We start from the raw sequence: 25,806 nt of genomic DNA on the forward strand, positions 1-25,806 counted from the left end.
CCTTAAGCGCGCAGCCATTTCCAAAGTTCTTTCAGGCTTGCTTTGTTTCCGTGCATGAGAATACCTACGCGGTAGATTTTTCCCGCTATATAGACCATGGCCGCCGCCGAGAGCAGTAGCAGCAGCAGCGATACTGCAATCTGCCAAAGGGGAACTCCGAAGGGAATGCGGGCAATCATAGCCACTGGGGAAGTAAAAGGGATCATCGAGAGCCACAGCGCCAAGGGACCTTCCGGATTGTTGATGATGGTAATCGATCCGTACATACCTAGGGTCAAGGGAAGAATGGCAAATAGGGTGAACTGCTGGGTCTCTGTTTCGTTGTCTACGGCCGAGCCTATCGCCGCATAGATGGCGCTGTAGAAAATATAGCCCAGAAGGAAAAACAGTATAAAGCTCACTACAATAAGCGGCACGTTAAGGGAAAGTAGAGTGGTGGAGATCTCTGCGGCCATTTGCTGTAGATTCCCCGCGTCGCTCTCTAGGTTCTCTGCTCCCGGCATGGAGCCCACGGCTCCTGCGGCAGGGAAAACAGAGGTGTTGAGCAAAAGAGCCGCCCCGATGCTCATAGTGATCCATACGGCAAACTGCGTAAGGGCCACCAGTGTTACCCCTAAGATCTTTCCCATCATAAGGGAGAAGGGTTTTACCGAGGAGATGATGATCTCCACCACACGGTTGTTCTTTTCTTCCAGAACGCTGCGCATCACGCGTACTCCGTAGATGATGATAAACATGAAGATCACGTACATAAGTACCATGCTTAGACCGTATTTTACGCCGAAATTAAGTCCCGAATCTTCCACCTTATCGTCCTTGATGTTTTGGGGGACCAGCGTGAAAGGCTCCTCCAGCTGCTCGATCTGGCTGGCCTTAAGGCCTAAATCCTTAATTTTCTCTTCGCGAACGACCCTCGAGAGGTCCGAGGCAATGGTCGACTGGTGCTCCAAACCTATCTTCTGATTTACGTAGAGCTTTGTTTCTTTCTGTAGGCCTGGGTAGTCCTTTCCCTTAAGGCTTGGAATGACAAGAAGCGCCTGGGCCGTTTCGCTTTCCTTAAGTACCTTAAGAATCTGCTGCTCGGAGCTCTCGCCTACCACCACGTACTTAATGGTCTTAGTGGACTCAAGGTGCGGGGCAAAAAGTCCGCTGCGGTCAATGACATTGACGCTCGTGGTGGTTTCATTGGCCTTGAGCATAAGGGCAATAAGGCCTCCGAATCCTACCAGTAACAGGGGCGCTAAAAGGGTAATGAGAATAAAGGATTTCTTTTTCACCTGGGTTAGAAATTCCCTCTTGGTAATTAAAAGTATCTGGTTCATAGTCTTAGCGGGTATGGTCTTTAACGGCACTTATAAACACTTCGTTCATGCTGGGGATCTTCTCTTCAAAGGAGCGGATTTCTCCTACTTCCATAAGGCGTGAAAGAAGAATGTTGCGGTCTTCTACGGAAGAGATCTCAAAACTGCGAACCGCGCCACGCTGAGTGATCTCTGAAAGGGGGTAGAGCCTAGAGAACGCTTCCAGATTTTCTTCTTTGGGATTTAAAAGAGAAATAGAATAGATATGCCTTTTGAACTGTTCGCGCACCTGAAATACCTCTCCGTCGAGAATTTTCTTGCTGTGGTTGATAAGGGCCACCCGCTCGCAGAGCTGCTCCACGCTCTCCATGCGGTGCGTGGAGAGGATAATGGTGGTGCCTAAATCTTTCAGGCGCAGGATTTCGTCCTTTATAAGGTTGGCATTTACCGGATCAAAGCCCGAGAAGGGCTCGTCCAGGATAAGTAGGTCCGGACGGTGAAGGACCGTCACCACAAACTGTATCTTCTGGGCCATCCCCTTGGAGAGTTCTGAGAGCTTTTTGTTCCACCACTGCTCGATGGAAAGCCGTTCGAACCAGATCTTCGCCTGGGAAAGAGCATCGTGCTTTTTCATACCTTTCAGCTCGGCAAAGTATACCAGCTGATCGCCCACGCTCATATTCTTATAAAGACCCCGCTCCTCGGGCATATAGCCGATGCGCGAAATATGGTGGGGCGCCAGGGGCTCCCCATCAATGAATACCTTGCCGCTGTCGGGGGTAATGATCTGGTTTACGATGCGTATGAATGTGGTTTTTCCCGCTCCATTAGGTCCTAAAAGTCCGTAGATGGAGCCTTTGGGTACTTCAAGGGAAAAATCGTGCAGGGCGGTCTTTTTTCCCTGCTCGTAGGTTTTGGTAAGGTGCAATGCGCTTAGCATGGTAGTGTTTTTATAGTAGATTATTCCTCCCCTTGGGCGCAGCGCCAAAATTGCCGGCTTGCCTTTAAGAGATGTCTAGGGGTGAATTTAAGTAAAATTCGTGGGTTTTGCCAATCTGCTCGCGCATCTGCTCCAAGGTTTCTACCTGCAGAAAAGCTTTGCGGAATTCCTTGAAGTGGGGGATGCCCCGAAAGTAGTTGCTGTAGTGCTGGCGCATCTCCACAAGTCCGGCGCGCTCCCCTTTCCACTCCACGCTCCAATGGGCATGCAATGAAACGGCCTCCAGGCGCTCTTCTATGGTGGGGCCAGCAAGGAGCTCTCCGGTCTCGAAGAAGTGCTTGATTTCCTTAAAGATCCAGGGGTAGCCAATGGCTCCGCGGCCGATCATAATCCCGTCGCAGGCGTATTTCTGGCGGTATTCCAGGGCTTTTTGTGGACTGTCCACATCGCCATTGCCAAAGATAGGGATCTCGATGTTGGGGTTTTGTTTGATCCTAGAGATATGCTCCCAGTCGGCCTCGCCCTTGTACATCTGGGCGCGGGTACGCGCATGGATGGTTAGGGCTTTAATACCGGTCTCCTGGAGCCGCTGGGCAACCTCGTCTATATTGATGGAGTCTGAGTCCCAGCCCAGGCGCGTCTTTACCGTCACGGGAAGATGGGTAGATGAGACCACAGCCTTGGTGAGACGCACCATAAGATCAATATCCTTTAAAACACCTGCTCCAGCGCCTTTGCAGACCACTTTTTTCACCGGACAACCAAAGTTGATGTCTACCAGATCCGGCTGCACCGTCTCTACGATACGCGCCGAAAGGGCCATGGCCTCCTCGTCTCCTCCAAAGATCTGTATGCCTACAGGTCTTTCGTAATCAAAGATATCCAGCTTCTTCCGGCTTTTGATAGCATCCCTGATGAGTCCCTCCGAGGAGATGAATTCCGAATACATCAGATCCGCTCCGTGCGCTTTACAAAGCCTTCTAAAGGGTGGGTCGCTTACATCCTCCATGGGAGCAAGAAGTAGAGGAAACTCCGGTAGGGTGATGGGTCCAATTTTTACCATGGTGCAAAAATACGGCTCTTTGTTGAAACTGCCAATCCAGAGCTTTCGGTTATCTTGCCTAGGGTTTAGATTTATGGATTAGCTGCAAGTGGTATTATTTTTTCAATCTTATGAATTCTTTTTATGACATTTTAACACATTCTTTTTCGCTTTGTGAAAATTTCCTACTTTAGACAGTCCAAAGAAGATGAAAGCCAATGCAACGAATTGTATTTTTGGTGCTTGTGCTATGTGCCTGCACCGAAATAGTACGAGGTGAGGAATACCCAGGAATCAACCAATACACACTGTTTTTAGATGGACGCACCAAAGAGATCCGTATCATTGAGAGGGACTCGCTACTCTATACTGGAAATTTTACCCGACCGGTAAAGCTGCAAAAGGATACCTACCCCGAAACGCTCGGGGCCTACAACTACGCCTATACTATTGGTGGGAAGAACTACTTCGTGCACAGTGGCGCAGGAGTAGTACTGGAGCAGGAGGGTAACAGTCTTCGGCGCATTGACAAATCCTTTCCGCACCAGAACCAGTTTCTGGCTTCTCCCTTTACCTATAAGGAGCAGATGTATCTTTTTGCGGGGTACGGTCTTTTTACCCATAAGAACATTACCACCCGTTACGATTTCAATCGCGGGGAATGGTTTAATGTATTTTATTTGTCTGAGGCGGCGCCTCCACCGGGTAGGTACTATAAAACCTTTGTCCTTGGAAAGTACCTCTATGCCTTCAGTGGCGTTCTGCCCATCCACGGGGGAGACGACACCGAGCGCCCCAAGGAGAACGCGCTGTGGAGACTAGATCTGGAAAGCAGCCAGTGGAAAAACCTGGGAATAATAAATCTGGACGATTCCCATGTAGAGCGGCACCGCTATTTGCAAAGCTTTGTGGTGGGCGGGGTGTACTATTTGATAGACGATGGAACGAGTGTGGCCATCGATATAAAGAACCAGAAAATCCACTACTACCATACCCAGGCCCTTTTTCTAACGCCCAAGGTGGTGTATAACCCTAAGGACAAGACCCTGAATTTTCTAACCATCTCCGGCCAGGACAGAGGCCCAGAGCTCTATACCATCCCCCTGGGACAGTTCCTGGGAAAACCCTACAGGACGGTAGATCTTTTAAAAGAAGAGAAGTCTAGCTCCCTTATAGCGCTGGGAGGCGTAGGTATGCTACTTTTACTGGGCGCCGGAGCCTATTTTCTTTTCTCCAGAAGAAACGACCAGAAGCAAACCGAAAATACCCTCGCGCTTGAAAAGCCGCTCGCTTCCCCGCCGGTCCATACCATTGTCTTTGACCGTTCGAGTGGAAAGATTCTCTATAAGGGCCGGGAGCTCATTGACTTCACTCCGCTGGAGCTTAAGGTGCTGCGTTATCTGCTCTACAGCTATGGGGTCTATCAGCCCATTAATTCCCTCAATGATATTGTGGAAAAGGAACTACAGACTACCAGTATTAATTCCATCCTTCGTAAGAGAGAGTCGCTCATTCACCTGATAAAGACCAAGATTTCCATTCTTTTGGATATCAAGTACGAAGAGGTACTCTTAGAGCGGCGAAGTCAGGAAGACAGGCGCATTAAGGAAATCAAGCTCAATAAAAACTATTTTACCCTACTGCCTGAGAAAGAGCAGTCTTAGTACGGGGAAGGGACTGGATATGCTCGATTCGGTAGAGACCACCCTCCCACTCAAAAGCCCTTCCTTCCGGCTGCAGGTACAGGAGCTTTCCAAGGGCGCTCCCTATAGGGCATACCCTGCTAGAATCCTCGAGAGGCCTAGTTTCCTCTAAAGAAAGCTCGATCGGTAGTCTCTGGTGGGTACTTAGGCAGAGAAGCACTACGCGGTAGTTTTCCCTAGCCACTTCCCTTCCGTAGCGTAGCGATTCGGTAAATCCTTTCCAGGAATTAAAGTTAGGATGGTGCGGAGTCAGTAACGATAAATCTCCACGGTTGTAGTACCCGATAATATAGGTTTTTTCCTCTCTTTTCTCGTAGAGTGGACCGTGGTAGGGATACCCTGGGCCCAGATAGATAAAAGAGGAGTCTCCCTTCCACGCAAAGAAAGGCTCGGGCTCCTGGAGCATCGTTTTCTGCCAGAGGTTGTAGCAGTAGGAGCCGGGATCTTTTGGGAATTGTGGCAGTGACTGTAGTAGTCGGGAGAGCTCCCCGTAGGAATAGGTATGGCCCCGCGTTAAGCAGTGGCCGAGAAGGTTCTGTAATTCAGTGTTCATATGCATGCGGTTAAAGCATTTCAAAAGGTACGGCCTCAATCTCAATGGTATCCTGTAAGGAGGAGTCCGAAAAGCAGAATTTTCCCTCCACCCAGTATCCGGCAAAGACTTCCTCCTGGCCCTGCGCGATATAGAATACATCTCCTGTAAAAGGGTACTGGGGCCCAAGGTAGAGGTAGAGTCCGCGCTCAAGCCACTCAAAGAGTGGAAGGGGCCGGTGCGCACCGTAGGTCCAGCGGTTGTAGGTATAATTGCAGGGGTTCTTGCTTTCTGCCTCCTGGAGAGAGTATAAAAAGGAAGAAATTTCCGAGCGCGTATAGATATGTTCGCGCTGAAAGTGCTTTTCAAAAAGTGGGCTAAGTGACTCCATAGAACGGTGGGTTGTTTCTCTAAAGGCCAAATTAGAATTTCCCCTGCCCAAAGGCAAAAAAAGCATACACGGGTATACTTGTGGATATTTTGTGCCTATTATTTTTGGCTCAAAGTGAGAAATAGCGAAAAAAAATAACTGGAATCCACTCCCTTTGTTTAGAACCAGCCTCTACGGAAATGGTTGATAAGGGCCCCGAAATTTAGATTTAGAGTGTATCGGATGCGTTTGGAGTAGTCGTCTAGCGAGGGTTCAAATCCCAGGGAAGATTGTACAGGAAAATAAATTTCAAGAAAATCCGGGATGAGCTTGAGTTTTACCCCACTGTCCCAGATAAACGCGGCGCGGGTATCGCGGTTTTGGAATACCCCGGCATCGGCGTAGATATTGAACATCTTCCAGACGTGGGCATCGAGGTTCGTGGAGACAATCCACTTATCCACCGAAGAGCCTACGTGGCTCTTGAATCCCCCTTCGGCCGGTACGTACTGCTGGGAGAGAATCCCCTCCGTGGCACTCTGACCCAGAAGATTGTAGGAGAAAGCGTAGTTGGAGACCCTTGAGACTCCAAAATCAAAGAGGTCGTTTCGGGTATTGTTCTTAAAGAACGTACCTGCAAAGAGCCGAAGCGCAATCTTCTTGTTCTCTGCGTACTCGTAGCGGTAGGAACCCTCCACCGAGAGCTTCTGAAAATCGTGCATCATCTGGTAGTTTGCGCCAAAGCTGATCTCATGGATCATCTTGGAATCCACATACCCGTAGCCCAGATTCCACAGGCCGTACTTGTCGTATTCGTTATTTTGCACCATCTCCGGGGTGAGGTCTTTCTCAAAGTGGCTGTAGGAAAAATAGAGCGAGCGGTTGATCTCCGAGCGCAGGACTTTGGAGAAATTTAGACTCGAGGAGAGGGAGAGCTTTTTATAGGTCAAATCCTTATCGTAGTGGAAGGTGGAGCCCGAGGCTCCTATCTGAAGGGTCCTGAAGAAGGCATCCACGGGTCTAAAGGCATAGGATGCCGAGGCCGAGCCGGTGAACTTTCCGGGTCCGGTACTGTAGTACGGCGAGATACTATAGAGGAAATTCTGCTCAAAGAGGGATTTGTTCTGAAGGGTCATTCCCAGCTGCACCTTGTCGTAGGCATTGAAATTCAGCTTCGGGGAAATGTAGATCTCGTTGTACTCGGGATCGGGAATATCTTTAAGAAGCTTGAGCCGTATTTTTTTGGTGTTGGAAAAAAGTCCCTTGGTATAGAGGTAGTTGTCCCGGTAGTTACTCTCTGGGAAGAGGTATCCGTCGTTGAGCTGGATTTTTCTAACATCCTCTTTGGGAATAAGGTATTCTCCACTGTGGCGCCCGTCGTGGGTATCGTACCAGAAGGCTGAGGTCTTTCCCTCGCTGTCTTCCGAGGTGATCTTTAAAGGGATTCCGTACTCGGTGTTCTTAAAGATCTTCACCAAATACCCCTCGTCGGTCTTTCGGTATTTCTTAAGGTTGAAGTTCAGCCGGTTCTCTTCAAAGAGGTGGGTCTGGAGAAAATCAGAGGAATATTGGGAGGCGATGCTTAGCCGGTCTAAAAAATCACCCGCGTCTATTTTCTCCAGGCTGTGGTCCTTCAAATAACTACGCACATAGAGCTCAAAGGTCTCTGGCCCCATCTTCTCGGCGATGTAATTAAAGAGACTCCCCATCTGGAAATGGCTGATGGCCATATCGTTGAAATTCGAGAGCACAGGGAACGGAGTGGCTATCTTCTGGTCCAGGTTCTGGTTCATGATGTACTGGTAGGCCAGACCGTAGCGCTCCGTAAGCTTCAGGCGCGAGACCGTTAGGTATTTTAAGGGGCGAATACCAAAGATGCTGGCCTGCTGGGGAAGGTCCCCGATAAGTCCTGCCTTAGGATAGTAGGTCTTTAGGTACTGCATCTCCAGATAGGTTTTAAGACCGTTCTTTAGCCAGTGGTTGGGAGCTTTCTCGGTGATCAGGCCCTGATTGATTACTTTCTTGGAGAGAATACTGAAATAGTCCATATCGGTTTTTTCCGAGTCCGAGAACATCTGGAACTTGAATTTCCAGAATTTGATATCGTCGTTACCGAAGAATTCTTCTTTTTTTCTGAATTTCTCGCTGATAAGCAGCTTGGGAGAATAAAGCCCCAGTCGGTTTGCTACAAAATTCAAATGGATCGGTGCAAGCATCGAGAGGGTAGAGAGCTCCTCTGTGGGGAGGGGATAGGAGAACACCACATCCGTAGGACCCTTTCCCGTCTCTACCGATAAAGTGGTAAAAGGGCCGTGGCCGATGATAATCTCAGGGTCCTCCCGAAGCAGGCCCTGGAACCTTTCGCCCGAGCGCACAAGGTTACTCTCCGCTACAAATCCCGCGGGAAGTTCAAGCGTGATGTCCCAAGCGGCGCCTCCGCTCTGGGTTTCTTCCGTATCTTTATAGGTCCTGGAATAGTTATCCGTAGCGGCCCTCTCCTCTGGGGAGAAAAATGCATCGGGCGTAAGAAAAAAGTATTTTAAGTGCGCTCCATGCTCTGTGTAGCCGTAGCCGGTGAATTCTGCACTGGGAAGAGTAAGGGTATAGGAAAGCGAGAGGGTAGTACGCGCTCCCGGGGAAAGGGAAGTCTGCAAAGGGATATCGAGCCTCTCCTCATTAAGATCTATCTCCAAGGGGGTGCCCTCCACCAGAAGTTCACTTAAGTAGCCGAGTTTCTCTCCGCCCGCAAAATAAAGTGCCTTCTCCCGGTCTTCAATTTTTCGTTTGGCCAGTGAGGTGACCTCGTTGCGGTAGGCTGCAATCCAGTTCAAAAGCCGGATCTGCTCAAGAGGCTGCTCAAGGGTATTGGTGTATTCGATCTGTTGCGAGACCTTTACGGTGCGAAGGTCCGGATGTACCGTAGCGTCAATGCGCACCGAGTGCTGGGCCTTTATGTAGCCCAAACATCCAAACAACAGACACCAACACAGCGTAAATCTCATCCCTTCCAAAAAAAGCCAGAGCCAAATATAAGCTATAGTTTTTAAATAAGGCAAGCACTCTGAGCGGTAAATATTATGGTTTTCCCACAAAAAAAACTTCGGCCTGTAGGCTTGCGCAAAAGGCAAGGATACAGGCCGAAGAATCGTATTTGTGTTTTGTGTTTTTAGGGAAGCAAATTCGCTACGTGCTTTTACTTCTCGGTAAGCTCGAAATCTCCTTTGATGCGTACCAGATCACTGATGATCGCCTCAGGGAAGTTAGGACCTACACCGAAATCGCTGCGCTTTAAGGTTCCCAGCACCTGGTACCCGTGGGTGGTTTTCTTGCTCATTGGATTCACTGTGGATCCTCTGTAGATAAGGGTAAGTTCTACCGGCTTAGTGACTCCGTGCATTAGAAGGTTTCCGTAGAGTTTGTAGTAGTTCTTTTTCTGTTTTTTAAGCGAAGTACTGTTAAAGACCATGGTAGGGTAGGTCTCTACGTTAAAGAAGTCGGCGCTTTTCAGGTGGTTGTCTCTGGCCTCGATGTGGGTGTTGATGGAGGAAGGCTCCACCTGGAAGTTGATCTTGGAATTCACGAAGCTTTTTTCATCTGCATTGATGGTAAGGTTCGCTTTGTCAAAATTTCCGGTGATGTCGTTAATGCCAAGGTGCATTACAGCAAACTCGATTCTAGAATGTGCAGGGTCGCTTACAAGCACTTTTTGTGCATAGACGGTTACAGTAACCAAAAGCACTGCAAGTAGGGATAGGATCTTTTTCATACGTTTTAATTTATTTTATTGAAGTTAATTGTCTTTAGTTTCTTGAAAGCAAAGCTCGTGTTTATTTTATAGCCTCGCATTGATCTAGGATAAGAAAGTATTTTAGTTGCACTCTCCATCGGTGCTGCAGGCACCCTCCGGGCCCTCTATGGTCTCAAGGGATGATGGGGTATACTCTTTCCAGGCCTTTTCCAGTACTTCCAAAAACAGCTCAGGAGACTGCGCCCCCGAAACACCGTACTTCTCGTTAAAGACAAAAAAAGGTACTGCCCTAACGCCAATGGAGCGCGAGAGCTGCTCGTCCTGCTTGATATGGTAGGCCATCTCCTCGCTCCCCAAAGCCTCTTGAGCCTCTTCTATAGAGAGACCTGCGCGCTGGGAAATACTAAGTAGCTGGTGTTTATCGTCGATGTTCTCGCCAAGAATAAACTGCGCCTTGAAAAGCTCCTCCTTTAAAGAGTCTGCCTTTCCCAGCAGTTTTGCTTTTTGAAGCAGAAGGTGCGCCTTAAAGGAATTTGCTACCTTCTGGTTCTGGAAATTAAAATCGATGCCCACTTCTTTTCCGGCCTCTTCGGCATGGCCGTGCATGGTACGGGTCTGCTCCAGGGTAAGGCCCTTGAGCTCGGAGAAAAATTCGTAGGGGTCTCTCTCGGGCTGCGTACGAAGCGTGGGATCAAGCTGGAAGCTGTGCCATTCAATCTCTATCTGGTCCTTGTATGGAAATATTGAGAGCGCTTTTTCAAACTTTTTTTTTCCTACGTAGCAGAACGGGCAGCGCACGTCACTGAATATATGTACTTTCATAAGGGTATTTTTTCGTACTGCTAAGATACCATCTTAGAAAGATGCCTGCATTGACCTAAGATAAGAATTTTATTGGGGCGGCTTTTTAAAGGAGAAGGTGCCAGGCGTAGAGCGTAAGAAGAGAGAGGGGAATACCTACTCCTATAAAGAGGTTACAAAGCCGTGGAGCGAGCCCGTAGCTCGAGGCAAGGATGGAGGCCGTAATCATAGGACCCATGGCTGATTCCATAATGGCCACCTCGGCCATTTCTGTATCTACGCCCAGGATATGCCGGTACAGGATGAAGATAAAGAGTGGAAAGAGCAGGAGCTTAAAGAGTAGACCCAAAAGCAGGGGCTTTTCGTACGGGTGCCACCGCTCCACTTTCAGTTGTAGTCCTACCGAAACCAGAGCCAGAGGCACGGTGGTAGCACCCAGGGAAGAAAACACCGAGTCCAGAGTCTTTGGGAAACTAAGACCCGAAAGAGCCATTAAAAGCGCTAAAAGAAACATCAGAAAGGGAGGGAAGGAAAATATACGCCTAAGGGACTGTACTACTCCTACGGCTTTGCCGCTGTAGAAGTTCACCAGAAAAATACCCACAGTGGAGAGGGCCACAAAACTGCCCGGCTGGTCCACGAGCATCACGGTCTTTATCGCCTCCGGCCCGTACAGGGCAGAAATCACGGGAATACCCACAAAGGAGGTGTTGCCAAAACCTACACATAAGACTACGGCGCCCGTTACTGCGCGGGAGAATCCCAGGCGGGGTCCCAGAAAATGAAAAATCAGAAAAGCCAGAGCGATATTGATCCATGCCACCGCCACGGGAAGCAGGATCTCGGTTGAAAAGGTGATCTTGGGAATATAATAGAGGCAGAGGGCCGAAAGCGATACGTTGATTACAAACGCGTTGAGGGAATGGTGCGCCCCTGGGGGAAACACCTTACCCCGTCCCAGCACTACGCCCAAGGAAAGGCACACGAAAAGTAAAAGCAGATTTTCCATTGGTAAAAAAGGCCTCCCAGAAAAAGGGAGACCTATGCGCGTATTAAAAGTTCCGTTCTATAGACTTACTTAAAGGCTTTCCAGGTAAGCGTTCCACCCCGCCATCTTATAACTTAGGGCTGCTTTCTCCGGGTTATCACTCTTGAAGATTCCCCTACCAACGATTATAAAATCACTCTGCAGGTTCTTAAAGACATGCTCCGGGGTGTTGTACTGCTGGCCTTTGCCATCGCCTTTGCTCTCCAGGTTCACCCCCGGCGTGAAGAGAAGCAGCTCCGAAGGGAGCGCGTGCTGTGAAACGCCGCCAATCACATTGGGGTGGCTCACTGCTATTTTGGTGGCTTCCTCGCGGTACTGCGCATCGGTAAGTGTTCCACTGGAAGACATTCCGATAATGGCAATAACTCCCGAATTGTGGAAGAAATCCAGCGACTGGTACCCTCCAATGACCTGCGCGGTGATAAGATCCGCCCAGTTGGAGATTTTATAGGTCCCTTGCGAATACTGTAGCTCCTGCGTGGAGCCGATGTCGGCAAACTTGCGGTCCTCCATAAGCAGGAAATTATGCCTAGCCGCAAGGTCAATCAGGGGAAGTAGCGTTTGGTCGTAATCAAAATCCGTAATGATGTCCATGTGGGTCTTTAGGGCCACAATATGCGGACCTACGCGCTCGGCAAGTTCGTGAAGCTCCTTAGTGGTAAGCACATCGGCCGAGGCAATGAGGTTGCTTTGTTTTTCCAGGGCCAGTTCTAGGAGTTTCTTACTCTTGCTGTGGCCCACCGTCTCTATTTTCTGCTCGTAGGAAAGTCTTTGGGATTTTGCAAACTCCACGGTATTGCCTTTCAGGAACTCTCTTATGCGCTCCACCTCGTCCTGGCTGAGTTTGCCTTCCTCACTTAAGATCTTGCATATCTCGGTGATGGTAAAGAGGGTGTGGACGCGGTATCCTTTGGATTCCAGAAGCTCTCGGCCTCCCTGTTCACGGTCCAGTACCACTACGATATCGGAAACCTTGAGTCCTTGGTCCTCTATTTCAGGGATGGTTTCTAGTAGGCTCTGTCCGGAGGTGATCACGTCTTCCACTAGGAGGCAGTTCTGTCCCTTGTGGTAGATTCCTTCAATCATTTTCTTGGTACCGTGCGCCTTGGCTTCCTTACGCTTGATGATAAGAGGCAGATAGCTCTCCAGGCTCATTGCCGTAGCCATGGGAAGGGCCGCATAGGGAACACCGCAAATCAGATCGAAATTATCCAGTGGAAGGATATCGAGCATATGGTTGGCCAGCTGTTTAAGTATTTTAGGATCCGAGGCCAGTGGGCGCAGATCCACATAGAAAGGGCTTTCAATACCGGATTTTAAAGTGAAACGACCGAATTTGATGATGTCCAGTTCGTAGGTTTGCAAAAAGAAGGCTTTTTTTGATTCCATAAGTGGCAAAGGGGTTTGTACAAAGTTAAGGTTTAATTTTTTTCTTTAGCTCTTTCTAAACTCTTAAAAAAAAGGTTTTTTTCCTCCTCCACGCAGCAGTACCAGCAGAAAGCTAAGGCAAAGCGCACGGGGCTATCCTCTTGGAGCGGCAAGAATTGCTATCTTTGGAAAAACCTTCAACACCATGCAAAAAATACGCCTTAGTTTCCTGTTGTTATTTAGTACTGCTCTCCTTTGGGCGCAGATGGATAACCACAAACTTTCCGAGTTAATTGAAAAGACACGCAGCACTTTTGATGTACCGGGCATTTCGGTGGGAATCATCAAAGACGGAAAAGTAGTATATGCCCAGGGGCATGGAGTAGCCTCCTTAAAAGACCAGCGCCCTATGAATGAGAAAACCCTTGTGGGTATCGCCTCCAACTCCAAAGGCTTTACCGCTACGGCCCTGGCTATGCTTGTGGACGAGGGAAAACTTTCCTGGGACGACAGGGTCCAAAAGCACCTGCCGGAGTTTCAGATGTACGATCCCTACGTGTCAAAGAACATCACAGTACGCGACCTTATCACCCACCGCTCGGGCCTTGGCCTGGGGCAGGGAGATCTGATGTTTTTCCCTGAGGGCGGAACCCTCTCCATAAAAGACATAGTACATAATGTACGCTACTTAAAACCACAGAATGATTTCCGCTCTACGTTAGACTACAATAATATCATGTTTATCGTAGCTGGGGAAGTGATTTCCCGGATCTCGGGAAAAAGCTGGGCCGAATTCATTGAAGAGCGCATACTTAGGCCTGTGGGAATGCTTTCCTCCTACGGAAGCTATAACCGCGCCCTAGGGGTAGAGAATAAAATCGATGCCCACGCTCCGGTCGGTGGTAAGGCCGTAGCGGTGCCCCACGACTGGAACGAGACGGCCAATGCCGCAGGAGGTATTATGAGCAGCGTGGAGGACATGCTCGTATGGGCGGATTTTCTAATGAAAGGATTTACCACCAAGGACGGCAAGAAACTGGTAAGCGACCGCCAGATCCAGCAGCTCTGGCAGATCCAGCAGCCTTCCCCCGTGGCGCTTCAAAATCCCTACGATACCAAGTACTACGGATACGGACTGGGGTGGTTTGTAAGCGACGTGAAAGGGGTGCGGCAAATCCAGCACAGCGGAGGACTTATCGGTACCGTAACCCACTTTACGCTGCTTCCGGAGAAGAATCTGGGTATTGTGGTACTTACCAACCAGCAGAGTGGTGCCGCCTTTACGGCTCTTACCAATACCATCAAGGATGCCTATCTGGGTCTGGAAGACCGGGATTGGGTAGGGACCTTAAGTGCGCGCACGACCCAGTCCACTAAGCGCTTCGAGGAGCAAAAGAAAACCGCCTACGAGAAGGCCGCTAATTTCAAGAAGCAAAAAAACCAACAGATTGATCCCTCTAATTTCTTAGGGACCTATAAGGATCCTTGGTTTGGAGAGGTAGTGCTCTCTAATGAAAATGGGAGTTACCGTATAGTCTCTAAAACTTCTCCACGCCTTAAAGGAACGCTACTTCCGTATTCTCCAGTGGCCTTTATTGCCCAGTGGGACGACCGTTCCTACGACGCCGATGCCTACTTTACCTTGGAAATGGACCAGGACGGCAAAGCCACAGGCGCAAAGATGAAGGCTATTTCCGATATCACCGATTTTAGTTTTGACTTTCAGGACCTGGATTTAAAGAAGGTTCCTTAAGTCTTGCCGCTACAGAGGACAAACTAGAATGCACCGACTGCGCGGTGAAAAGTTAGAAACGCTAAAAATAGCTTACAATGAGTTTACGATGTGGGAAAACCTTGTAGGTAACGATCTAGCGATGGTACGTGCTGCATCTAGCTTCACTCGAATTCAAAATCTCGATTTTCTATTGCAGAACAAGGACAAAAAGATTGCCATGTGGCAATACCCGGCGAATGGGAAATAGCTTTGCAGAAAATGGACAACAATTAGGTAGATGCTTCGGATTTTCACCCATCCATGCAAGCCTATGCCTTGTCCGTTACGTAGCAATTATTGAGCAATAGCTTTGTGGATAAAAACCTGCGTATTCTGACCTGTCTCAAATTCCAGGCACATTAACTGTTCATCCGGTATGAAATATTCAACTGCCCCGATGAGGTATGCAATGGTTTTAAGTTCCGCAGTGTTTGCGGTGTGCAGTTTAGACTTACCGAAATTTAAAATCTCCTCAATAAAAGAACGACCAATCTTATCAAAGGAATGAAAAGCAAGGCAGGGAAAAAATTTGGATGCATTCATCATTCTGAAATATGATTGTAAAGGTCCCTTTTAGTTTATAATCTAAAAAAGAAGTAGTTTATTTAAAATTTGTTTACCGGCGATAATCGCCGTCGTTTTTACTTGCATTAAATACAATATTTATATAATTTTGTTTAAACGGCGATATACACCGTCAAATGTAAAAATTGTAAATATGGGGCTTATTCCTGAAAGACGAAAATTGTTGGAACAGATCATGCCAGAAAATATGATAGTTACCCGGAACTGGCTGATAGAACAGGCTTCTCTGGACAAACACGCCATTGATAACCTAGTCAAAAGCGAACAACTGAAATCCCTATGGAAAGGACTTTACATCCGTGGTAAAGTTCAGTTTTCGTGGCAAAGCATGGTTTATACACTGCAAGCTGTTATGAAAACGGATTATGTAGTGGGTGGATTGACCGCACTGCAGCTCAAAGGTTTTTCGCACTACATACCGGCAGCAGAAAAGCAAACCGTGCACCTTTACGGTAATGATAAATTGCCTTTATGGGCGAATAAACTATCGGAAACCATAACCTTTGTACGCCATACTAGAAACGAACTTTTTTCTGGAATGGAAAGAGAGATATCCGACAGATACACTTCCTCTCTTTTTTGGAAGGAGGATTTGGAAGAACTGAAAATCTCCTGTCCCGAAAGAGCATGCCTCGAAATGCTAAATGAAGTTCCCGCTAAAATATCATTGGAGCACGCTGATCAACTTATACAAGGAATGACCGCATTATCTCCCCGGACCCTACAGAAGTTATTGGAAGCCTGTACCAACGTGAAAGTCAAACGACTTTTTCTTTGGTTCGGCTCACGGCACAAATACACGTGGTTTTTAAAGCTGAATACCGAAAATATCGACCTCGGTTCAGGCAACAGGGTAATTGTCAAAGGTGGCGAGCTCAATAAAACCTATAAAATAACCGTACCTAGAAATTTTCAACCTTGACAGATGAAAAAAGACAGCATATATTACAGACAAGTTCAATTATTGGTGCGTGTCCTTCCGCTTTTGGACAGTGAAAAATGCTTTGCACTGAAAGGCGGAACGGCTATCAATCTTTTTTACAGGGAATTGCCCCGGCTTTCGGTTGATATTGACCTGTTGTATCTGCCTTCCGAATCCCGTGAGCAAGCATTGTTAAATATCCGAGAGGCCTTGTCCCGGTTGAGCGAACTGATTAAGAAAACCATTCCGAATGTTCATATTCAAAATACCCATGAACAGAGTAATGCTCTCCGCTTAATCCTGCAATCAGATGATGTGCGGATCAAAGTAGAGCTATCACCAGTTATCCGTGGAACGATATTTCCTGAAGTCCGTATGGAAGTCTGCGAAACCGTAGAACGTGAATTTGGTTATGCCGAAATACAGGTGGCTTCATTTCCTGATTTGTATGCAGGGAAAATTGCTGCTGCATTGGACAGACAACACCCTCGTGATTTGTTTGATGTAAAGTTCCTACTCGAAGATGAGGGATTTACGGAAGATTTGCGCAAAGCATTTCTTTTGTTTTTAATTAGCCATCAGCGACCAATGGCAGAACTACTTGCTCCACACCGAAAAGAGATACGTAAGGTATATGAAGCGGAATTTGCACAAATGGCAGAAGTGGAGGTTCCTGTGGAAGAACTGGAACAGACAAGAGAAGAACTGATAGCCATTATCAACAATGAAATGACCGCAGACGAGCGAAAGTTTCTGTTGTCCTTTAAACAGCGGAACCCGCAATGGGAATTATTGGGTCTGCGCAATATGGAGGAAGTCGCGAATTTGCCGTCCGTCCAATGGAAACTATTCAACCTTTCAAAAATGGAAGACAAAAAGCATAAACGGGCAGTTGAGAAACTTAAAGAGGTTTTAATGCTATAAAAAGTGATTTGCCATTTCCAAAATGGATATTGATGTCAGGATTTTTGCTGACAATTTTAATTCATAAATCATAGAAGCATTTCATCCGCTCCCCCATCAAACCCGTTTCATAACCTACTTTGTCTTAGCGAACTTCTCCGTTTTGCTTATTTTAGCTTTCTTCTAATATTTTTTAAGAAAAAAATTTAAATATCCTTGGGCGTAAAAAAGGCCTTTAGGGTAATTTCCCCCTCTTCGAATGCGCTCCACTGCACTGCTGTGCTTTCAATTACAGCAACGGCGCACGTGGGGAATTCCATAAGGGTTTCCAGAAGTTTGCTGGCATACTGTGAGATCGTGGGGTTGTGGGAAAAAACTGCGACCGAATGTAAGGGCTCACGTAAGGAAGAGAGCACCGTGGAGAAGTCTTCCAAAAGTGGCTCGTAGAGGTCTTCCACTTTTTTAATCTCCGGATTGGAGTAGGTCTCGGCGAAATACCTGCAGGTAGTAAGGGCCCGCTTGGCTGGAGATGAGACGAATTTCTCTATCCCGTAGCCTTCGCTTTTAAGGTGGCGCGCCATGCGTGGCGCATCGCTGTGGCCTCTTTCGTTTAAGGGTCTTTGAAAATCTTCCTCTTGGGTGGTCCAGTCGCTCTTGGCGTGACGTATCAGATACAATGTCTTCACAGGGGTAATTTACGTACAAACGAAAGTATACATTTTTTCTTTTCGGGCGCAATATTTTTTTTCTTCCCGGGCAATCTCCTTTCTGTATAGGGCAAGCAAAAGCCACTATGAGGAGAAGCAAAAGCCCCACCTGTCGCAAACTTTTCGTTCTGCTGCTGTTTTTTAAAAAAGGTGTAAATTTGCGCCATGGGACAAATCCTTGCCATAGACTACGGAAAGAAACGCTGCGGACTGGCCGCCACGGACGATATGCAGATCATCGCCTCCGGCCTGGAGACGGTGCCTACCGAGTCGCTTATGGCTTTTTTGGAGCGCTACCATAGGGAGCACACCATCGAGCGTTTCGTGGTGGGGCTTCCCCGGGACCTACGCGGGGAGATGAGCCAGGTGGAAGAGGATATTCTGCCCCTTATAGAAAAGCTCAAAACCACTTTTCCTTCGGTTCCCGTCGAGCGTTTTGACGAGCGCTTTACCTCCAAGATTGCGTCCTATTATATTTCCCAAAGCGGGAAAAACAAGAAACAGAGAGAGAAAAAGGAACTGATCGATAAGGTCAGTGCCACCCTTATTCTTCAGAATTATTTAGATACCATCCGATGATATACCCAATCCGAGCCTTTGGCGATCCGGTTTTAAGAAAAGTAGCGCGCCCCATTGAGAAAGACTATCCGGGCCTTAAGGAACTCATAGAGAACATGTACGAGACTATGTACGGCGCCAGTGGTATTGGTCTGGCTGCACCGCAGATCGGTCTGGACATACGTCTCTTTATCATCGATGTTTCTCCCCTGGCCCAGGACGAAGATTATGCAGATATCGCCGAGGAGCTTAAAGACGGTAGAAAGGTCTTTATCAATGCGAAAATCCTGGAAGAGACCGGAGAGGAATGGAAATTCAACGAAGGGTGCCTTTCCATACCCGATATCCGCGAAGATATTAAGCGCAAGGACACCATTACCATTGAGTATTTAGATGAGAATTTTGTAAAACATACCGAAACTTTTTCCGATATTCGTGCCCGTGTAATTCAGCATGAGTACGACCATATTGAGGGTATACTCTTTACCGATAGACTATCGCCACTTAAGAAAAAGCTTGTCAAAGGCAAGCTCTCTAAGATTACCCAGGGCGATGTACAGGTGGATTACAAAATGCGTTTCATAAAATAAAGTTATTAACTCTAAAGAGCCTATTATATGCAGTTAGAAAAAATTATTTCCATTTCTGGGAAGCCCGGTCTGTTCAAACTGGTATCGCAGCTTCGCAGCGGTTTTATTATTGAGGATGTCACTACCAAGAAAAAGGTCTCCATTGGCAATTCCAGCCAAGTATCCCTACTGGACAATATCGCAATGTTTACCTTCGATAAGGAAGTTCCTCTCTTCGAGGTATTCCATAATATCGCCAAGGAGAACGGATACACTTCTACCATCAGCCATAAGTCTTCCGAGGAGGAACTAAGGGCATTTATGGAGAAGGCGCTTCCTAGCTACGACCGCGATAGAGTGTATGTTTCCGATATCAAAAAACTGGCCCAGTGGTATAATATTCTTTATAAGGCAGGATATATCACCAGTGAGAGCTTCGTTGCCCTGGAAGAGGAGCATAAGCAACAAGAGCAGGAGCAGCAGCAAGAGAATGAGGAAACGACGCCTGTAGCTAAAGAGAAAGCCGCTTCCAAAGCTAAGACCACGAAGGCGAAAACAGAAAAACCTGCAGCCCCTAAAGCGAAAGCCTCCAGTGGAGCTAAATCCACGGTAAAGTCTACGCAGAGAAAACAAGGCTAAACATTAGCGTATTTTTTACCGCGCCATAGTTGCCCTATCTATACACTTTACCGGAATCCTCCGGTAAAGTTTTTTATTTTTTACCCTTTCAAATTTCCTTCCTATGACCACGCGCCAAGAGCAGTTAGAAGCATTTTCAAAACTACTGGATATTATGGATACCCTTAGGGCAGAATGCCCCTGGGATAAGAAGCAGACGCTCGCGTCCTTAAGGCCCCTTACCCTGGAGGAAGTCTATGAGCTTTCCGATGCCCTTATAAAGGAGGATATGGAGGAGATTTCCAAGGAACTGGGCGATGTGCTTTTGCATCTTGTATTCTACGCCAAGATAGGTGCAGAGAAAGGAAGCTTTGACATCGGGGAAGTCATAAACCGTCTTTGTGAGAAACTCATTTTCCGTCACCCCCACATCTATGGAGAAAAAAGGGATCTTTCGGAACTGGAGGTCAAAGAGAACTGGGAGAAACTAAAACTCAAGGAAGGAAATAAAAGTGTGCTTGGGGGCGTGAGCAAAGCCGCCCCCAGCCTTGTCAAGGCGTATCGTATCCAGGAGAAGGTTCGTGGTGTCGGATTCGAATTTGCTAGCTCTAAGGACGCCTGGGAGAAAGTGGAGGAGGAACTGCAGGAATTTAAAGAAGAAAGCGATCCTTCCAAGAAGGAGATGGAACTGGGTGATGTGCTCTTTTCCCTTACCAACTACGCGCGCCTGGAAGGACTAAACCCTGATACCGCCCTGGAGCGCAGCAACGCGAAATTCATCAAGCGTTTTCAGGCTATGGAACACTTGGCTAAGGAGCGGGAACTTACGCTCTCTGAGCTAACCCTTCCCGAGCTCGATGGATTGTGGGAGGAGGTTAAAAAGAGCTAGAGTTATTCTTGGTGCGGCAAGGCCGAGCGGTGGAGCGGAAACGTACTTATAAGAAAAACGGCCGTAAGTACCAGGCGAAAGGCCATCGCGCCAATGGTTTTGGTCTCGTAGGGAAGGTCTGAGCTGATATGCACGTAAAGGCCTATGCAGCCCAGTGTAAGAAGTCCGAGTGCCCCGTAGAGGGGGTAGCGTTTCCAATAGGTATGCCTGTAGATACCCAGCGCAGAGAGCACATACAAAATCCCACATATAAAATTCAGCCATACGATCCACAGGATATAGGCGCCCTCTCTTTCGCGGGAGCCAAATAGATCAAAGACTACTCCGGAACTTACCAAAAGGGTAATGAGTCCAAAAAGCAGTAAAGCAAAGGATAAGAGTTTGGTTTTCATAACAGTAGAGTTATTCCTTTAGTGAAGTTACGACTATTTTAACTAAAAGAATTGCTACGCCGGCTGCAATTATTTATTTCGGGTTCCAAAAAGGGAGATCCCCCAGTTTCTGTCCCTTCCGGTAGGGCTAAAAAGATCACTTTGTTAATATGCCCCTACAGTTCTGTATAGATAAGAAAAAGCCCCAGGAAAGAAAATTTTCCTGGGGCTATATATGTTGGGCTTGATCCTATTAAGAGGCAAACTGCATAGAGAACAGATCCGGGAAAATACCAAGGGCTATGATAGCTACAATGATAAATACCGAAAGGATCTTGTAAGTAAGCGATACCTTCTCCAGAGTTTGAAAACTGCTTTCCTTAAAGAAGAACATGGCGATGATAAGGCGCAGATAGTAGGCAATCGATACGGCCGAGGCCAGTATGGCGACAAGGACTAAGAACAGTGCGCCGTTCATTGCTTGGGAAAACAGGGCAAACTTACCCATGAATCCTGCCGTTAGAGGAATTCCTGCCATGGAAAGCATCGAGATGGCACTCACCGTTGCCAGTAGAGGTTCCTGTTTGGCCAGTCCTTTAAAGGCGCCGTAAGAGGTTTCTCTTTTGAGTTTTTCCACCCAAACAAGGCTCATCATTACACCTACGGAAGCAAGCGCGTAGGCAAAGAGGTAAAATGCCAGATGGTAGGTAGAGCTGTTGTTTATTCCAAAGAATATGAGGGCTACATACCCCGCGTGGGAGACCGACGAGTAGGCCAGCATACGCTTGGCATTGCTTTGGGCAAGACCCATGGCATTGGCAAGAAGCAGTGTGATAATGACCATTACCCCCAGAATGTTGAACCACTCGTCGTATACCCCCACAAAAGCGAAGGTCATAAGACGGAAAAAGGCGTAGAATCCGGAGATCTTCACGACACTCATCATAAAGGTAGTCACCAGGGAAGGAGATCCTTGGTAGACGTCCGGGCTCCACATATGGAACGGAGCCAGAGCTACCTTAAAGCCCATGGCAGCCATCATCATCACCATACCCATCACCAGCATCAAATTGGAAGGCTCCGCTACTGCAAACGCATGGATCTCCGTAAGGTCAAACGAGCCTACACTACCGTAAATAAGGGTAATACCAAAGAGTAGGAACCCTGTGGCAAAACAGCCCATTAGAAAATACTTAATGGCGGCCTCATTGGAACGAAGGTCGTTCTTTAGGGCCCCTGCCATTACATAAAGCGGTATGGATAGAATCTCAATTCCAAGGAATAAAGTCACCAGGTTCTGGTAGCCAAACAAAATGATACTTCCCGAAAGGGCCAGTAGCATCAGTGCGTAGAGTTCGGACTGGTGGGAACGGTGGTTGGAGAGGGCAAAACCTCCCATAAAGAAGATCAGAAGCGTCACCACGATGGAAATACGGGTGAACAGCGCTGTATTTGCCCCGTACTCAAACATGGATTTGTATTGGGCAAAGAACTCCGCTTCCGGAAGATAACTTACGTACAGGGCAATCAAAAGACCTGCGATACCTATATACCGGGCATATTTACCCTGATTGAACACGCCTGAGAATAATGCCAGGACTGCGGAAAGAAAAACGATAATTAGTACACTCATTTTCTTGATATATTAACTTACCATTGACTGGTAGATAAACTTTAGCGAACTACCCACCAGGTCTAGGACCGGTTGCGGATACACCCCGAAGAGAATAACCAGTACGGAGATCACTCCCAGTACAATGAATTCACTGGAGGATACATCGGATGCCGAGGAGAGCACACGCTCATCCCCCTCTCCAAACATGGCCTTCCCGTACGCCCTGAAAAGGTACGCGGCGGCAAGGATAATGGTGATACCTGCAATGATGGCCCCTAGGATACTGTAATCGAAGATGCTTTTTAAAAGGATGAATTCTCCGATAAAACCGTTGGTTAGAGGAAGTCCCACAGAGCCCAGCACGACGATCATGAAAAGGACCGCGAATTTAGGAGCTACGCGCGCAAGACCACCCATCTGACGGATGTCCCGGGTTTTGAAACGCTTGTAAAGGATATCGGCGCACAGGAAGAGTCCTACAATATTGAATCCGTGGGCAAAGGCCTGGATCAAGGCGCCCTCGCCACCTTCGGTAGTGAACTTGCCATTAAGTACCAGTAGCGCGGAGGCAAAGATACCGGCTACCATCAGTCCCACGTGGGAGAATGACGAATATGTATAGAGTCTTTTGATGTCGTTCTGTATAAGGGCAATCAGGGCTCCGTGCAGTACCCCAATGATGGCCAGGATAAGCACTATCGAACCGGAGATGCCTGCCACTGCCTCGGGAGTTACCGGAAGAAGATAACGTAGGATTCCATAGATGGCCATCTTAAGCATGATCCCGGAAAGTAGCATCGTTCCCTGGGTAGGGGAGAAGGTATAGGTATCGGGCTGCCAGGTGTGGAACGGGAATACCGGAAGCTTCACCGCAAAAGCGAAAAAGATAAACCAGAAGACCACCGTTTGCTGCGAAAGGTTAAGGTCTGCGTTATACATATCGGTAAGGGCAAACGAGGCACTGTACTGGTAGACGTAAATAAAGCCTCCGAGCATAAAGAGCGAGCCTACAAAGGTATAGACAAAGAACTTGGTGGTAAACTCAAAGCGCTTGTCTTCCTGGCCCCAAAGTCCTGCAATAAGCCAGATCGGAATCAGGGTCACTTCCCAGAAGATATAGAACAGAAGACCGTCCAGCGCTGTAAATACTCCTACCAGTCCAAACTGCATAAGCAGAATCAGGCCGTAGAAGGAATTGCGGTACGAGGTCTTTTCATTGAACGAAGAATAAATAATAAGGGGTACCAGAATACCGGTTAAAAGCAGCAGCAGCATTCCCATGCCGTCCACTCCAAAATGCAGGGTGCTTTTTATGAACTGCGACCAAGGGTAGTTAATTTCGTGCTGAAGCACGCTGTCTACCGTTGGGGCGGAGTCAAAGCCCTGAAGCATAAAGAGAGTGATTAAAAGCTGCACTACACTCACCCCGAGGGCGATCTGTTTTCCCAGTTTTCCTTTCAGACCAAAAAGCAGAAGCGCGCCTGCTAGTGGCAGAAGTAATAATGCTAATAATTGATACGACATTATTATTGTAATATAAAGTTAACAATCAGTATAATTCCTACCGCAAGGGCCATGATCAGTACGTAATTTTCTACGTTTCCGTTCTGTACCTTCTTCATGGATTTTCCACTTTCCTCTGCGCCGTCTCCTATAAAGTCTACGAAGCGGTCTAAAACGTTTATATCGAACATGCGTCCGCCGCGTCCTAGTCCTTCGACAGTACGTACGACAAGGGCGTTGTAGAGCTCATCGATATAGAGCTTTTTAGCAGAAAGTTTCTCCCATCCGCTATACTCGTTCTCGGGCTTAGCAGTCCGCTTCCCAGAGGCGTAGAGGTTTCTAGTGACCATCCATACGATAAAGAACATCGCTACGGTAAGGGCAATTAGAATCAGTTCGGTAGAAAGAGAAATTCCCTTCAGGTTAGCCTCCATCTGGCTTTTTGCCGTTTCGGTAAGAACCGGAGAGAGCCAGTGCTGAAGCAGGGAAAGATCCCCATGGGCAATGATGTGCGGAAGGTTTAAAAATCCACCCACAACCGAAAGAACGGCAAGTACCAGTAAGGGAAGAGTCATATTTAGTGGACTCTCGTGCAGGTGCGCCTTCTGCTCTGGTGTTCCCCGGAACGATCCGTGGAAAGTCAGATAGTAAAGTCTAAACATATAGGCCGCCGTCATTGCTGCAATAAGGAAGAGTATAACCCAGAAGATCGGGTTTTTGGCCCAGGCCGCCACCAGGATCTCGTCCTTGGAAATCATCCCTGAGAAAAGGGGCATCCCCGCAATGGCAAAGGTTCCGATGAGGAAGGTAGCGTGGGTAATTTTAATTTTGTCTTTCAGTCCCCCCATAAGGCGCATGTCCTGTTCTCCACTCATGGCATGGATCACCGATCCGCTTCCAAGGAACAGAAGTGCTTTGAAGAACGCATGGGTCATCAAATGGAACATAGCGGCCGTATAGGCACCTACCCCTAGGGCAGCAACCATGAAACCAAGCTGTGATACGGTAGAGTAGGCAAGGACCTTCTTAATGTCGTTCTGACGCATGGCGTAGAACGCGGCAAGAAGGGCCGTTAGAAGACCAATGAACAGGATTCCGTCCTGTACCGTTGGTGCCAGGGTAAAGAGGAAATTGGAACGTACCACCAGGTACACACCCGCCGTTACCATGGTAGCGGCATGGATTAGTGCCGAGACAGGGGTTGGACCCGCCATCGCATCCGGAAGCCAGGTGTAGAGGGGAACCTGTGCGGATTTTCCCACGGCTCCAATAAAAAGCGAGGCGCAGATAAATATAATTATCGGGCTGTCCAGATCAAACATGCCTGCGTTCTGGGCTACAGAAAGATAGTCTACCACGCCGGTTTGCATGGCGATCATAAAGATACCCATCAGTAGACCTAAGTCCCCGATACGGTTCATGATGAAGGCCTTACGGGCCGCCTTTCCGTACTCACTGTTCTTATACCAGAATCCGATCAGAAGGTAGGAACAAAGTCCTACACCTTCCCATCCGATGAAAAGTATGATGTAGTTACTTCCAAGGACCAGAAGAAGCATCATGAAGATAAAAAGATTCAGGTAAGAAAAGAACCTGTGGAATCCCTTATCGCTGTGCATGTATCCAATCGAGTATAGGTGGATCAGCGATCCAATCCCGGTAATGATAAGTACCATCATAAGGGAGAGCTGGTCTACCTGAAAGGAGAAATTTACCTGTACCCCGTCGATACGGAACCATTCAAAGGCCCGCACCACCATAGGCGCAGAGCTTTGAGAGAAGCCCATAAACAGGTACAATGCAATAAGAAAGGATACGGCCACAATTCCTGTGGCAAGGCCACCGACGAGATTCTTTGGCATTTTGCTTCCAAAGATACCGTTGATTAAAAATCCCACCAGGGGTAGCAGTATAATCGTAAATACTAAATTTTCCATCG

25 protein-coding genes are annotated in these 25,806 nt (G+C 47.8%); 9 read left to right on the forward strand and 16 right to left on the reverse strand.

Annotation, left to right across the window (positions count from 1 at the left end):
- Window positions 1-2 precede the first annotated feature (2 nt).
- From IC612_RS04095 to dusB, 3 genes are all read right to left on the reverse strand, one after another.
- The gene (locus IC612_RS04095; protein ID WP_194738906.1) at window positions 3-1,322 is read right to left on the reverse strand and encodes an ABC transporter permease; all 1,320 of its coding nucleotides are present in this window, start codon (window positions 1,320-1,322) and stop codon (window positions 3-5) included.
- Between the two features lie 4 nt (window positions 1,323-1,326).
- On the reverse strand, window positions 1,327-2,241 hold the full coding sequence (locus tag IC612_RS04100; protein WP_194738907.1) for an ABC transporter ATP-binding protein: 915 nt from the start codon (window positions 2,239-2,241) through the stop codon (window positions 1,327-1,329).
- Window positions 2,242-2,305: 64 nt separating this feature from the next.
- On the reverse strand, window positions 2,306-3,304 hold the full coding sequence (dusB, locus tag IC612_RS04105) for a tRNA dihydrouridine synthase DusB (RefSeq protein WP_194738908.1): 999 nt from the start codon (window positions 3,302-3,304) through the stop codon (window positions 2,306-2,308).
- A gap of 197 nt (window positions 3,305-3,501) precedes the next feature.
- Here dusB and IC612_RS04110 point away from each other — a divergent pair, with 197 nt between their 5' ends.
- Window positions 3,502-4,947 (forward strand): hypothetical protein, encoded by a 1,446-nt coding sequence (locus IC612_RS04110; RefSeq protein ID WP_194738909.1) that lies wholly within the window; start codon window positions 3,502-3,504, stop codon window positions 4,945-4,947.
- On the opposite strand, the gene IC612_RS04115 is transcribed toward IC612_RS04110, so the two are convergent.
- The 7 genes from IC612_RS04115 to pyrF form a co-directional block, all read right to left on the reverse strand.
- A complete protein-coding gene (locus IC612_RS04115) occupies window positions 4,916-5,539 on the reverse strand; it encodes a DUF7225 domain-containing protein (RefSeq protein ID WP_194738910.1) in 624 nt (207 codons plus the stop codon). The two genes, IC612_RS04110 and IC612_RS04115, sit on opposite strands and share 32 nt — an antisense overlap.
- Before the next feature lie 10 nt (window positions 5,540-5,549).
- Window positions 5,550-5,909: a DUF7225 domain-containing protein gene (locus IC612_RS04120; protein ID WP_194738911.1), complete on the reverse strand. Its 360-nt coding sequence runs from the start codon at window positions 5,907-5,909 to the stop codon at window positions 5,550-5,552.
- Between the two features lie 158 nt (window positions 5,910-6,067).
- Entirely contained in the window at window positions 6,068-8,890 is a 2,823-nt protein-coding gene (locus IC612_RS04125; protein ID WP_228512865.1) for an aminopeptidase, read from the reverse strand.
- Between the two features lie 191 nt (window positions 8,891-9,081).
- Window positions 9,082-9,654, reverse strand: coding sequence for a YceI family protein (locus tag IC612_RS04130; protein ID WP_194738912.1), 573 nt, complete (start codon window positions 9,652-9,654; stop codon window positions 9,082-9,084).
- A 102-nt stretch (window positions 9,655-9,756) separates the two neighbouring features.
- Entirely contained in the window at window positions 9,757-10,458 is a 702-nt protein-coding gene (locus IC612_RS04135; protein ID WP_194738913.1) for a DsbA family oxidoreductase, read from the reverse strand.
- Window positions 10,459-10,543: 85 nt separating this feature from the next.
- The gene (locus IC612_RS04140; protein ID WP_194738914.1) at window positions 10,544-11,446 is read right to left on the reverse strand and encodes an AEC family transporter; all 903 of its coding nucleotides are present in this window, start codon (window positions 11,444-11,446) and stop codon (window positions 10,544-10,546) included.
- A 69-nt stretch (window positions 11,447-11,515) separates the two neighbouring features.
- The gene (gene pyrF, locus IC612_RS04145) at window positions 11,516-12,874 is read right to left on the reverse strand and encodes an orotidine-5'-phosphate decarboxylase (RefSeq protein WP_194738915.1); all 1,359 of its coding nucleotides are present in this window, start codon (window positions 12,872-12,874) and stop codon (window positions 11,516-11,518) included.
- Window positions 12,875-13,058: 184 nt separating this feature from the next.
- On the opposite strand from pyrF, the gene IC612_RS04150 reads away from it, so the two are divergent.
- Window positions 13,059-14,606 (forward strand): serine hydrolase, encoded by a 1,548-nt coding sequence (locus tag IC612_RS04150; RefSeq protein WP_194738916.1) that lies wholly within the window; start codon window positions 13,059-13,061, stop codon window positions 14,604-14,606.
- A 28-nt stretch (window positions 14,607-14,634) separates the two neighbouring features.
- Complete coding sequence (locus IC612_RS04155) at window positions 14,635-14,835, forward strand: hypothetical protein (RefSeq protein WP_194738917.1); 201 nt, start codon at window positions 14,635-14,637, stop codon at window positions 14,833-14,835.
- An 86-nt stretch (window positions 14,836-14,921) separates the two neighbouring features.
- Here IC612_RS04155 and IC612_RS04160 read toward each other — a convergent pair whose 3' ends face one another.
- Window positions 14,922-15,173: a hypothetical protein gene (locus IC612_RS04160; RefSeq protein WP_194738918.1), complete on the reverse strand. Its 252-nt coding sequence runs from the start codon at window positions 15,171-15,173 to the stop codon at window positions 14,922-14,924.
- A gap of 172 nt (window positions 15,174-15,345) precedes the next feature.
- Here IC612_RS04160 and IC612_RS04165 point away from each other — a divergent pair, with 172 nt between their 5' ends.
- Both IC612_RS04165 and IC612_RS04170 read left to right on the forward strand, forming a co-directional pair.
- Window positions 15,346-16,134: a type IV toxin-antitoxin system AbiEi family antitoxin gene (locus IC612_RS04165; protein WP_194738919.1), complete on the forward strand. Its 789-nt coding sequence runs from the start codon at window positions 15,346-15,348 to the stop codon at window positions 16,132-16,134.
- Window positions 16,135-16,137: 3 nt separating this feature from the next.
- On the forward strand, window positions 16,138-17,058 hold the full coding sequence (locus tag IC612_RS04170; RefSeq protein ID WP_194738920.1) for a nucleotidyl transferase AbiEii/AbiGii toxin family protein: 921 nt from the start codon (window positions 16,138-16,140) through the stop codon (window positions 17,056-17,058).
- A 185-nt stretch (window positions 17,059-17,243) separates the two neighbouring features.
- On the opposite strand, the gene IC612_RS04175 is transcribed toward IC612_RS04170, so the two are convergent.
- Window positions 17,244-17,723 carry a SixA phosphatase family protein gene (locus tag IC612_RS04175; protein WP_194738921.1) on the reverse strand — a complete coding sequence of 160 codons (480 nt, stop codon included), beginning with the start codon at window positions 17,721-17,723 and terminating at the stop codon, window positions 17,244-17,246.
- Between the two features lie 186 nt (window positions 17,724-17,909).
- On the opposite strand from IC612_RS04175, the gene ruvX reads away from it, so the two are divergent.
- The 4 genes from ruvX to mazG all read left to right on the forward strand — a co-directional run bounded on the left by ruvX (window position 17,910) and on the right by mazG (window position 20,378).
- The gene (gene ruvX / locus IC612_RS04180) at window positions 17,910-18,323 is read left to right on the forward strand and encodes a Holliday junction resolvase RuvX (protein ID WP_194738922.1); all 414 of its coding nucleotides are present in this window, start codon (window positions 17,910-17,912) and stop codon (window positions 18,321-18,323) included.
- The gene (gene def / locus IC612_RS04185; protein WP_194738923.1) at window positions 18,320-18,892 is read left to right on the forward strand and encodes a peptide deformylase; all 573 of its coding nucleotides are present in this window, start codon (window positions 18,320-18,322) and stop codon (window positions 18,890-18,892) included. The genes ruvX and def overlap by 4 nt, the downstream gene beginning before the upstream one ends.
- A gap of 27 nt (window positions 18,893-18,919) precedes the next feature.
- Entirely contained in the window at window positions 18,920-19,510 is a 591-nt protein-coding gene (locus tag IC612_RS04190) for a DUF5606 family protein (protein ID WP_194738924.1), read from the forward strand.
- Window positions 19,511-19,613: 103 nt separating this feature from the next.
- The gene (gene mazG / locus IC612_RS04195; RefSeq protein WP_194738925.1) at window positions 19,614-20,378 is read left to right on the forward strand and encodes a nucleoside triphosphate pyrophosphohydrolase; all 765 of its coding nucleotides are present in this window, start codon (window positions 19,614-19,616) and stop codon (window positions 20,376-20,378) included.
- 2 nt (window positions 20,379-20,380) lie between these two features.
- On the opposite strand, the gene IC612_RS04200 is transcribed toward mazG, so the two are convergent.
- The 4 genes from IC612_RS04200 to nuoL form a co-directional block, all read right to left on the reverse strand.
- Window positions 20,381-20,770, reverse strand: coding sequence for a hypothetical protein (locus IC612_RS04200; RefSeq protein ID WP_194738926.1), 390 nt, complete (start codon window positions 20,768-20,770; stop codon window positions 20,381-20,383).
- Window positions 20,771-21,002: 232 nt separating this feature from the next.
- Complete coding sequence (locus IC612_RS04205; RefSeq protein ID WP_194738927.1) at window positions 21,003-22,382, reverse strand: NADH-quinone oxidoreductase subunit N; 1,380 nt, start codon at window positions 22,380-22,382, stop codon at window positions 21,003-21,005.
- Between the two features lie 12 nt (window positions 22,383-22,394).
- Window positions 22,395-23,888: a complex I subunit 4 family protein gene (locus tag IC612_RS04210; RefSeq protein ID WP_194738928.1), complete on the reverse strand. Its 1,494-nt coding sequence runs from the start codon at window positions 23,886-23,888 to the stop codon at window positions 22,395-22,397.
- Between the two features lie 2 nt (window positions 23,889-23,890).
- The gene (gene nuoL, locus IC612_RS04215; protein ID WP_194738929.1) at window positions 23,891-25,804 is read right to left on the reverse strand and encodes an NADH-quinone oxidoreductase subunit L; all 1,914 of its coding nucleotides are present in this window, start codon (window positions 25,802-25,804) and stop codon (window positions 23,891-23,893) included.
- Window positions 25,805-25,806: the final 2 nt, after the last annotated feature.

It is taken from the genome of Planobacterium oryzisoli, from assembly GCF_015354315.1.
GTDB lineage: Bacteria > Bacteroidota > Bacteroidia > Flavobacteriales > Weeksellaceae > Planobacterium_A > Planobacterium_A oryzisoli.

What these genes read in the sequence shown, in the direction of transcription:
- IC612_RS04095 (WP_194738906.1), bottom strand. Translation starts at nt 1,322, where the DNA reads ATGAACCAGATACTTTTAATTACCAAGAGGGAATTTCTAACCCAGGTG.
- IC612_RS04100 (WP_194738907.1), bottom strand. Translation starts at nt 2,241, where the DNA reads ATGCTAAGCGCATTGCACCTTACCAAAACCTACGAGCAGGGAAAAAAG.
- dusB (WP_194738908.1), bottom strand. Translation starts at nt 3,304, where the DNA reads ATGGTAAAAATTGGACCCATCACCCTACCGGAGTTTCCTCTACTTCTT.
- IC612_RS04110 (WP_194738909.1), top strand. Translation starts at nt 3,502, where the DNA reads ATGCAACGAATTGTATTTTTGGTGCTTGTGCTATGTGCCTGCACCGAA.
- IC612_RS04115 (WP_194738910.1), bottom strand. Translation starts at nt 5,539, where the DNA reads ATGAACACTGAATTACAGAACCTTCTCGGCCACTGCTTAACGCGGGGC.
- IC612_RS04120 (WP_194738911.1), bottom strand. Translation starts at nt 5,909, where the DNA reads ATGGAGTCACTTAGCCCACTTTTTGAAAAGCACTTTCAGCGCGAACAT.
- IC612_RS04125 (WP_228512865.1), bottom strand. Translation starts at nt 8,890, where the DNA reads ATGAGATTTACGCTGTGTTGGTGTCTGTTGTTTGGATGTTTGGGCTAC.
- IC612_RS04130 (WP_194738912.1), bottom strand. Translation starts at nt 9,654, where the DNA reads ATGAAAAAGATCCTATCCCTACTTGCAGTGCTTTTGGTTACTGTAACC.
- IC612_RS04135 (WP_194738913.1), bottom strand. Translation starts at nt 10,458, where the DNA reads ATGAAAGTACATATATTCAGTGACGTGCGCTGCCCGTTCTGCTACGTA.
- IC612_RS04140 (WP_194738914.1), bottom strand. Translation starts at nt 11,446, where the DNA reads ATGGAAAATCTGCTTTTACTTTTCGTGTGCCTTTCCTTGGGCGTAGTG.
- pyrF (WP_194738915.1), bottom strand. Translation starts at nt 12,874, where the DNA reads ATGGAATCAAAAAAAGCCTTCTTTTTGCAAACCTACGAACTGGACATC.
- IC612_RS04150 (WP_194738916.1), top strand. Translation starts at nt 13,059, where the DNA reads ATGCAAAAAATACGCCTTAGTTTCCTGTTGTTATTTAGTACTGCTCTC.
- IC612_RS04155 (WP_194738917.1), top strand. Translation starts at nt 14,635, where the DNA reads ATGCACCGACTGCGCGGTGAAAAGTTAGAAACGCTAAAAATAGCTTAC.
- IC612_RS04160 (WP_194738918.1), bottom strand. Translation starts at nt 15,173, where the DNA reads ATGATGAATGCATCCAAATTTTTTCCCTGCCTTGCTTTTCATTCCTTT.
- IC612_RS04165 (WP_194738919.1), top strand. Translation starts at nt 15,346, where the DNA reads ATGGGGCTTATTCCTGAAAGACGAAAATTGTTGGAACAGATCATGCCA.
- IC612_RS04170 (WP_194738920.1), top strand. Translation starts at nt 16,138, where the DNA reads ATGAAAAAAGACAGCATATATTACAGACAAGTTCAATTATTGGTGCGT.
- ruvX (WP_194738922.1), top strand. Translation starts at nt 17,910, where the DNA reads ATGGGACAAATCCTTGCCATAGACTACGGAAAGAAACGCTGCGGACTG.
- def (WP_194738923.1), top strand. Translation starts at nt 18,320, where the DNA reads ATGATATACCCAATCCGAGCCTTTGGCGATCCGGTTTTAAGAAAAGTA.
- IC612_RS04190 (WP_194738924.1), top strand. Translation starts at nt 18,920, where the DNA reads ATGCAGTTAGAAAAAATTATTTCCATTTCTGGGAAGCCCGGTCTGTTC.
- mazG (WP_194738925.1), top strand. Translation starts at nt 19,614, where the DNA reads ATGACCACGCGCCAAGAGCAGTTAGAAGCATTTTCAAAACTACTGGAT.
- IC612_RS04200 (WP_194738926.1), bottom strand. Translation starts at nt 20,770, where the DNA reads ATGAAAACCAAACTCTTATCCTTTGCTTTACTGCTTTTTGGACTCATT.
- IC612_RS04205 (WP_194738927.1), bottom strand. Translation starts at nt 22,382, where the DNA reads ATGAGTGTACTAATTATCGTTTTTCTTTCCGCAGTCCTGGCATTATTC.
- IC612_RS04210 (WP_194738928.1), bottom strand. Translation starts at nt 23,888, where the DNA reads ATGTCGTATCAATTATTAGCATTATTACTTCTGCCACTAGCAGGCGCG.
- nuoL (WP_194738929.1), bottom strand. Translation starts at nt 25,804, where the DNA reads ATGGAAAATTTAGTATTTACGATTATACTGCTACCCCTGGTGGGATTT.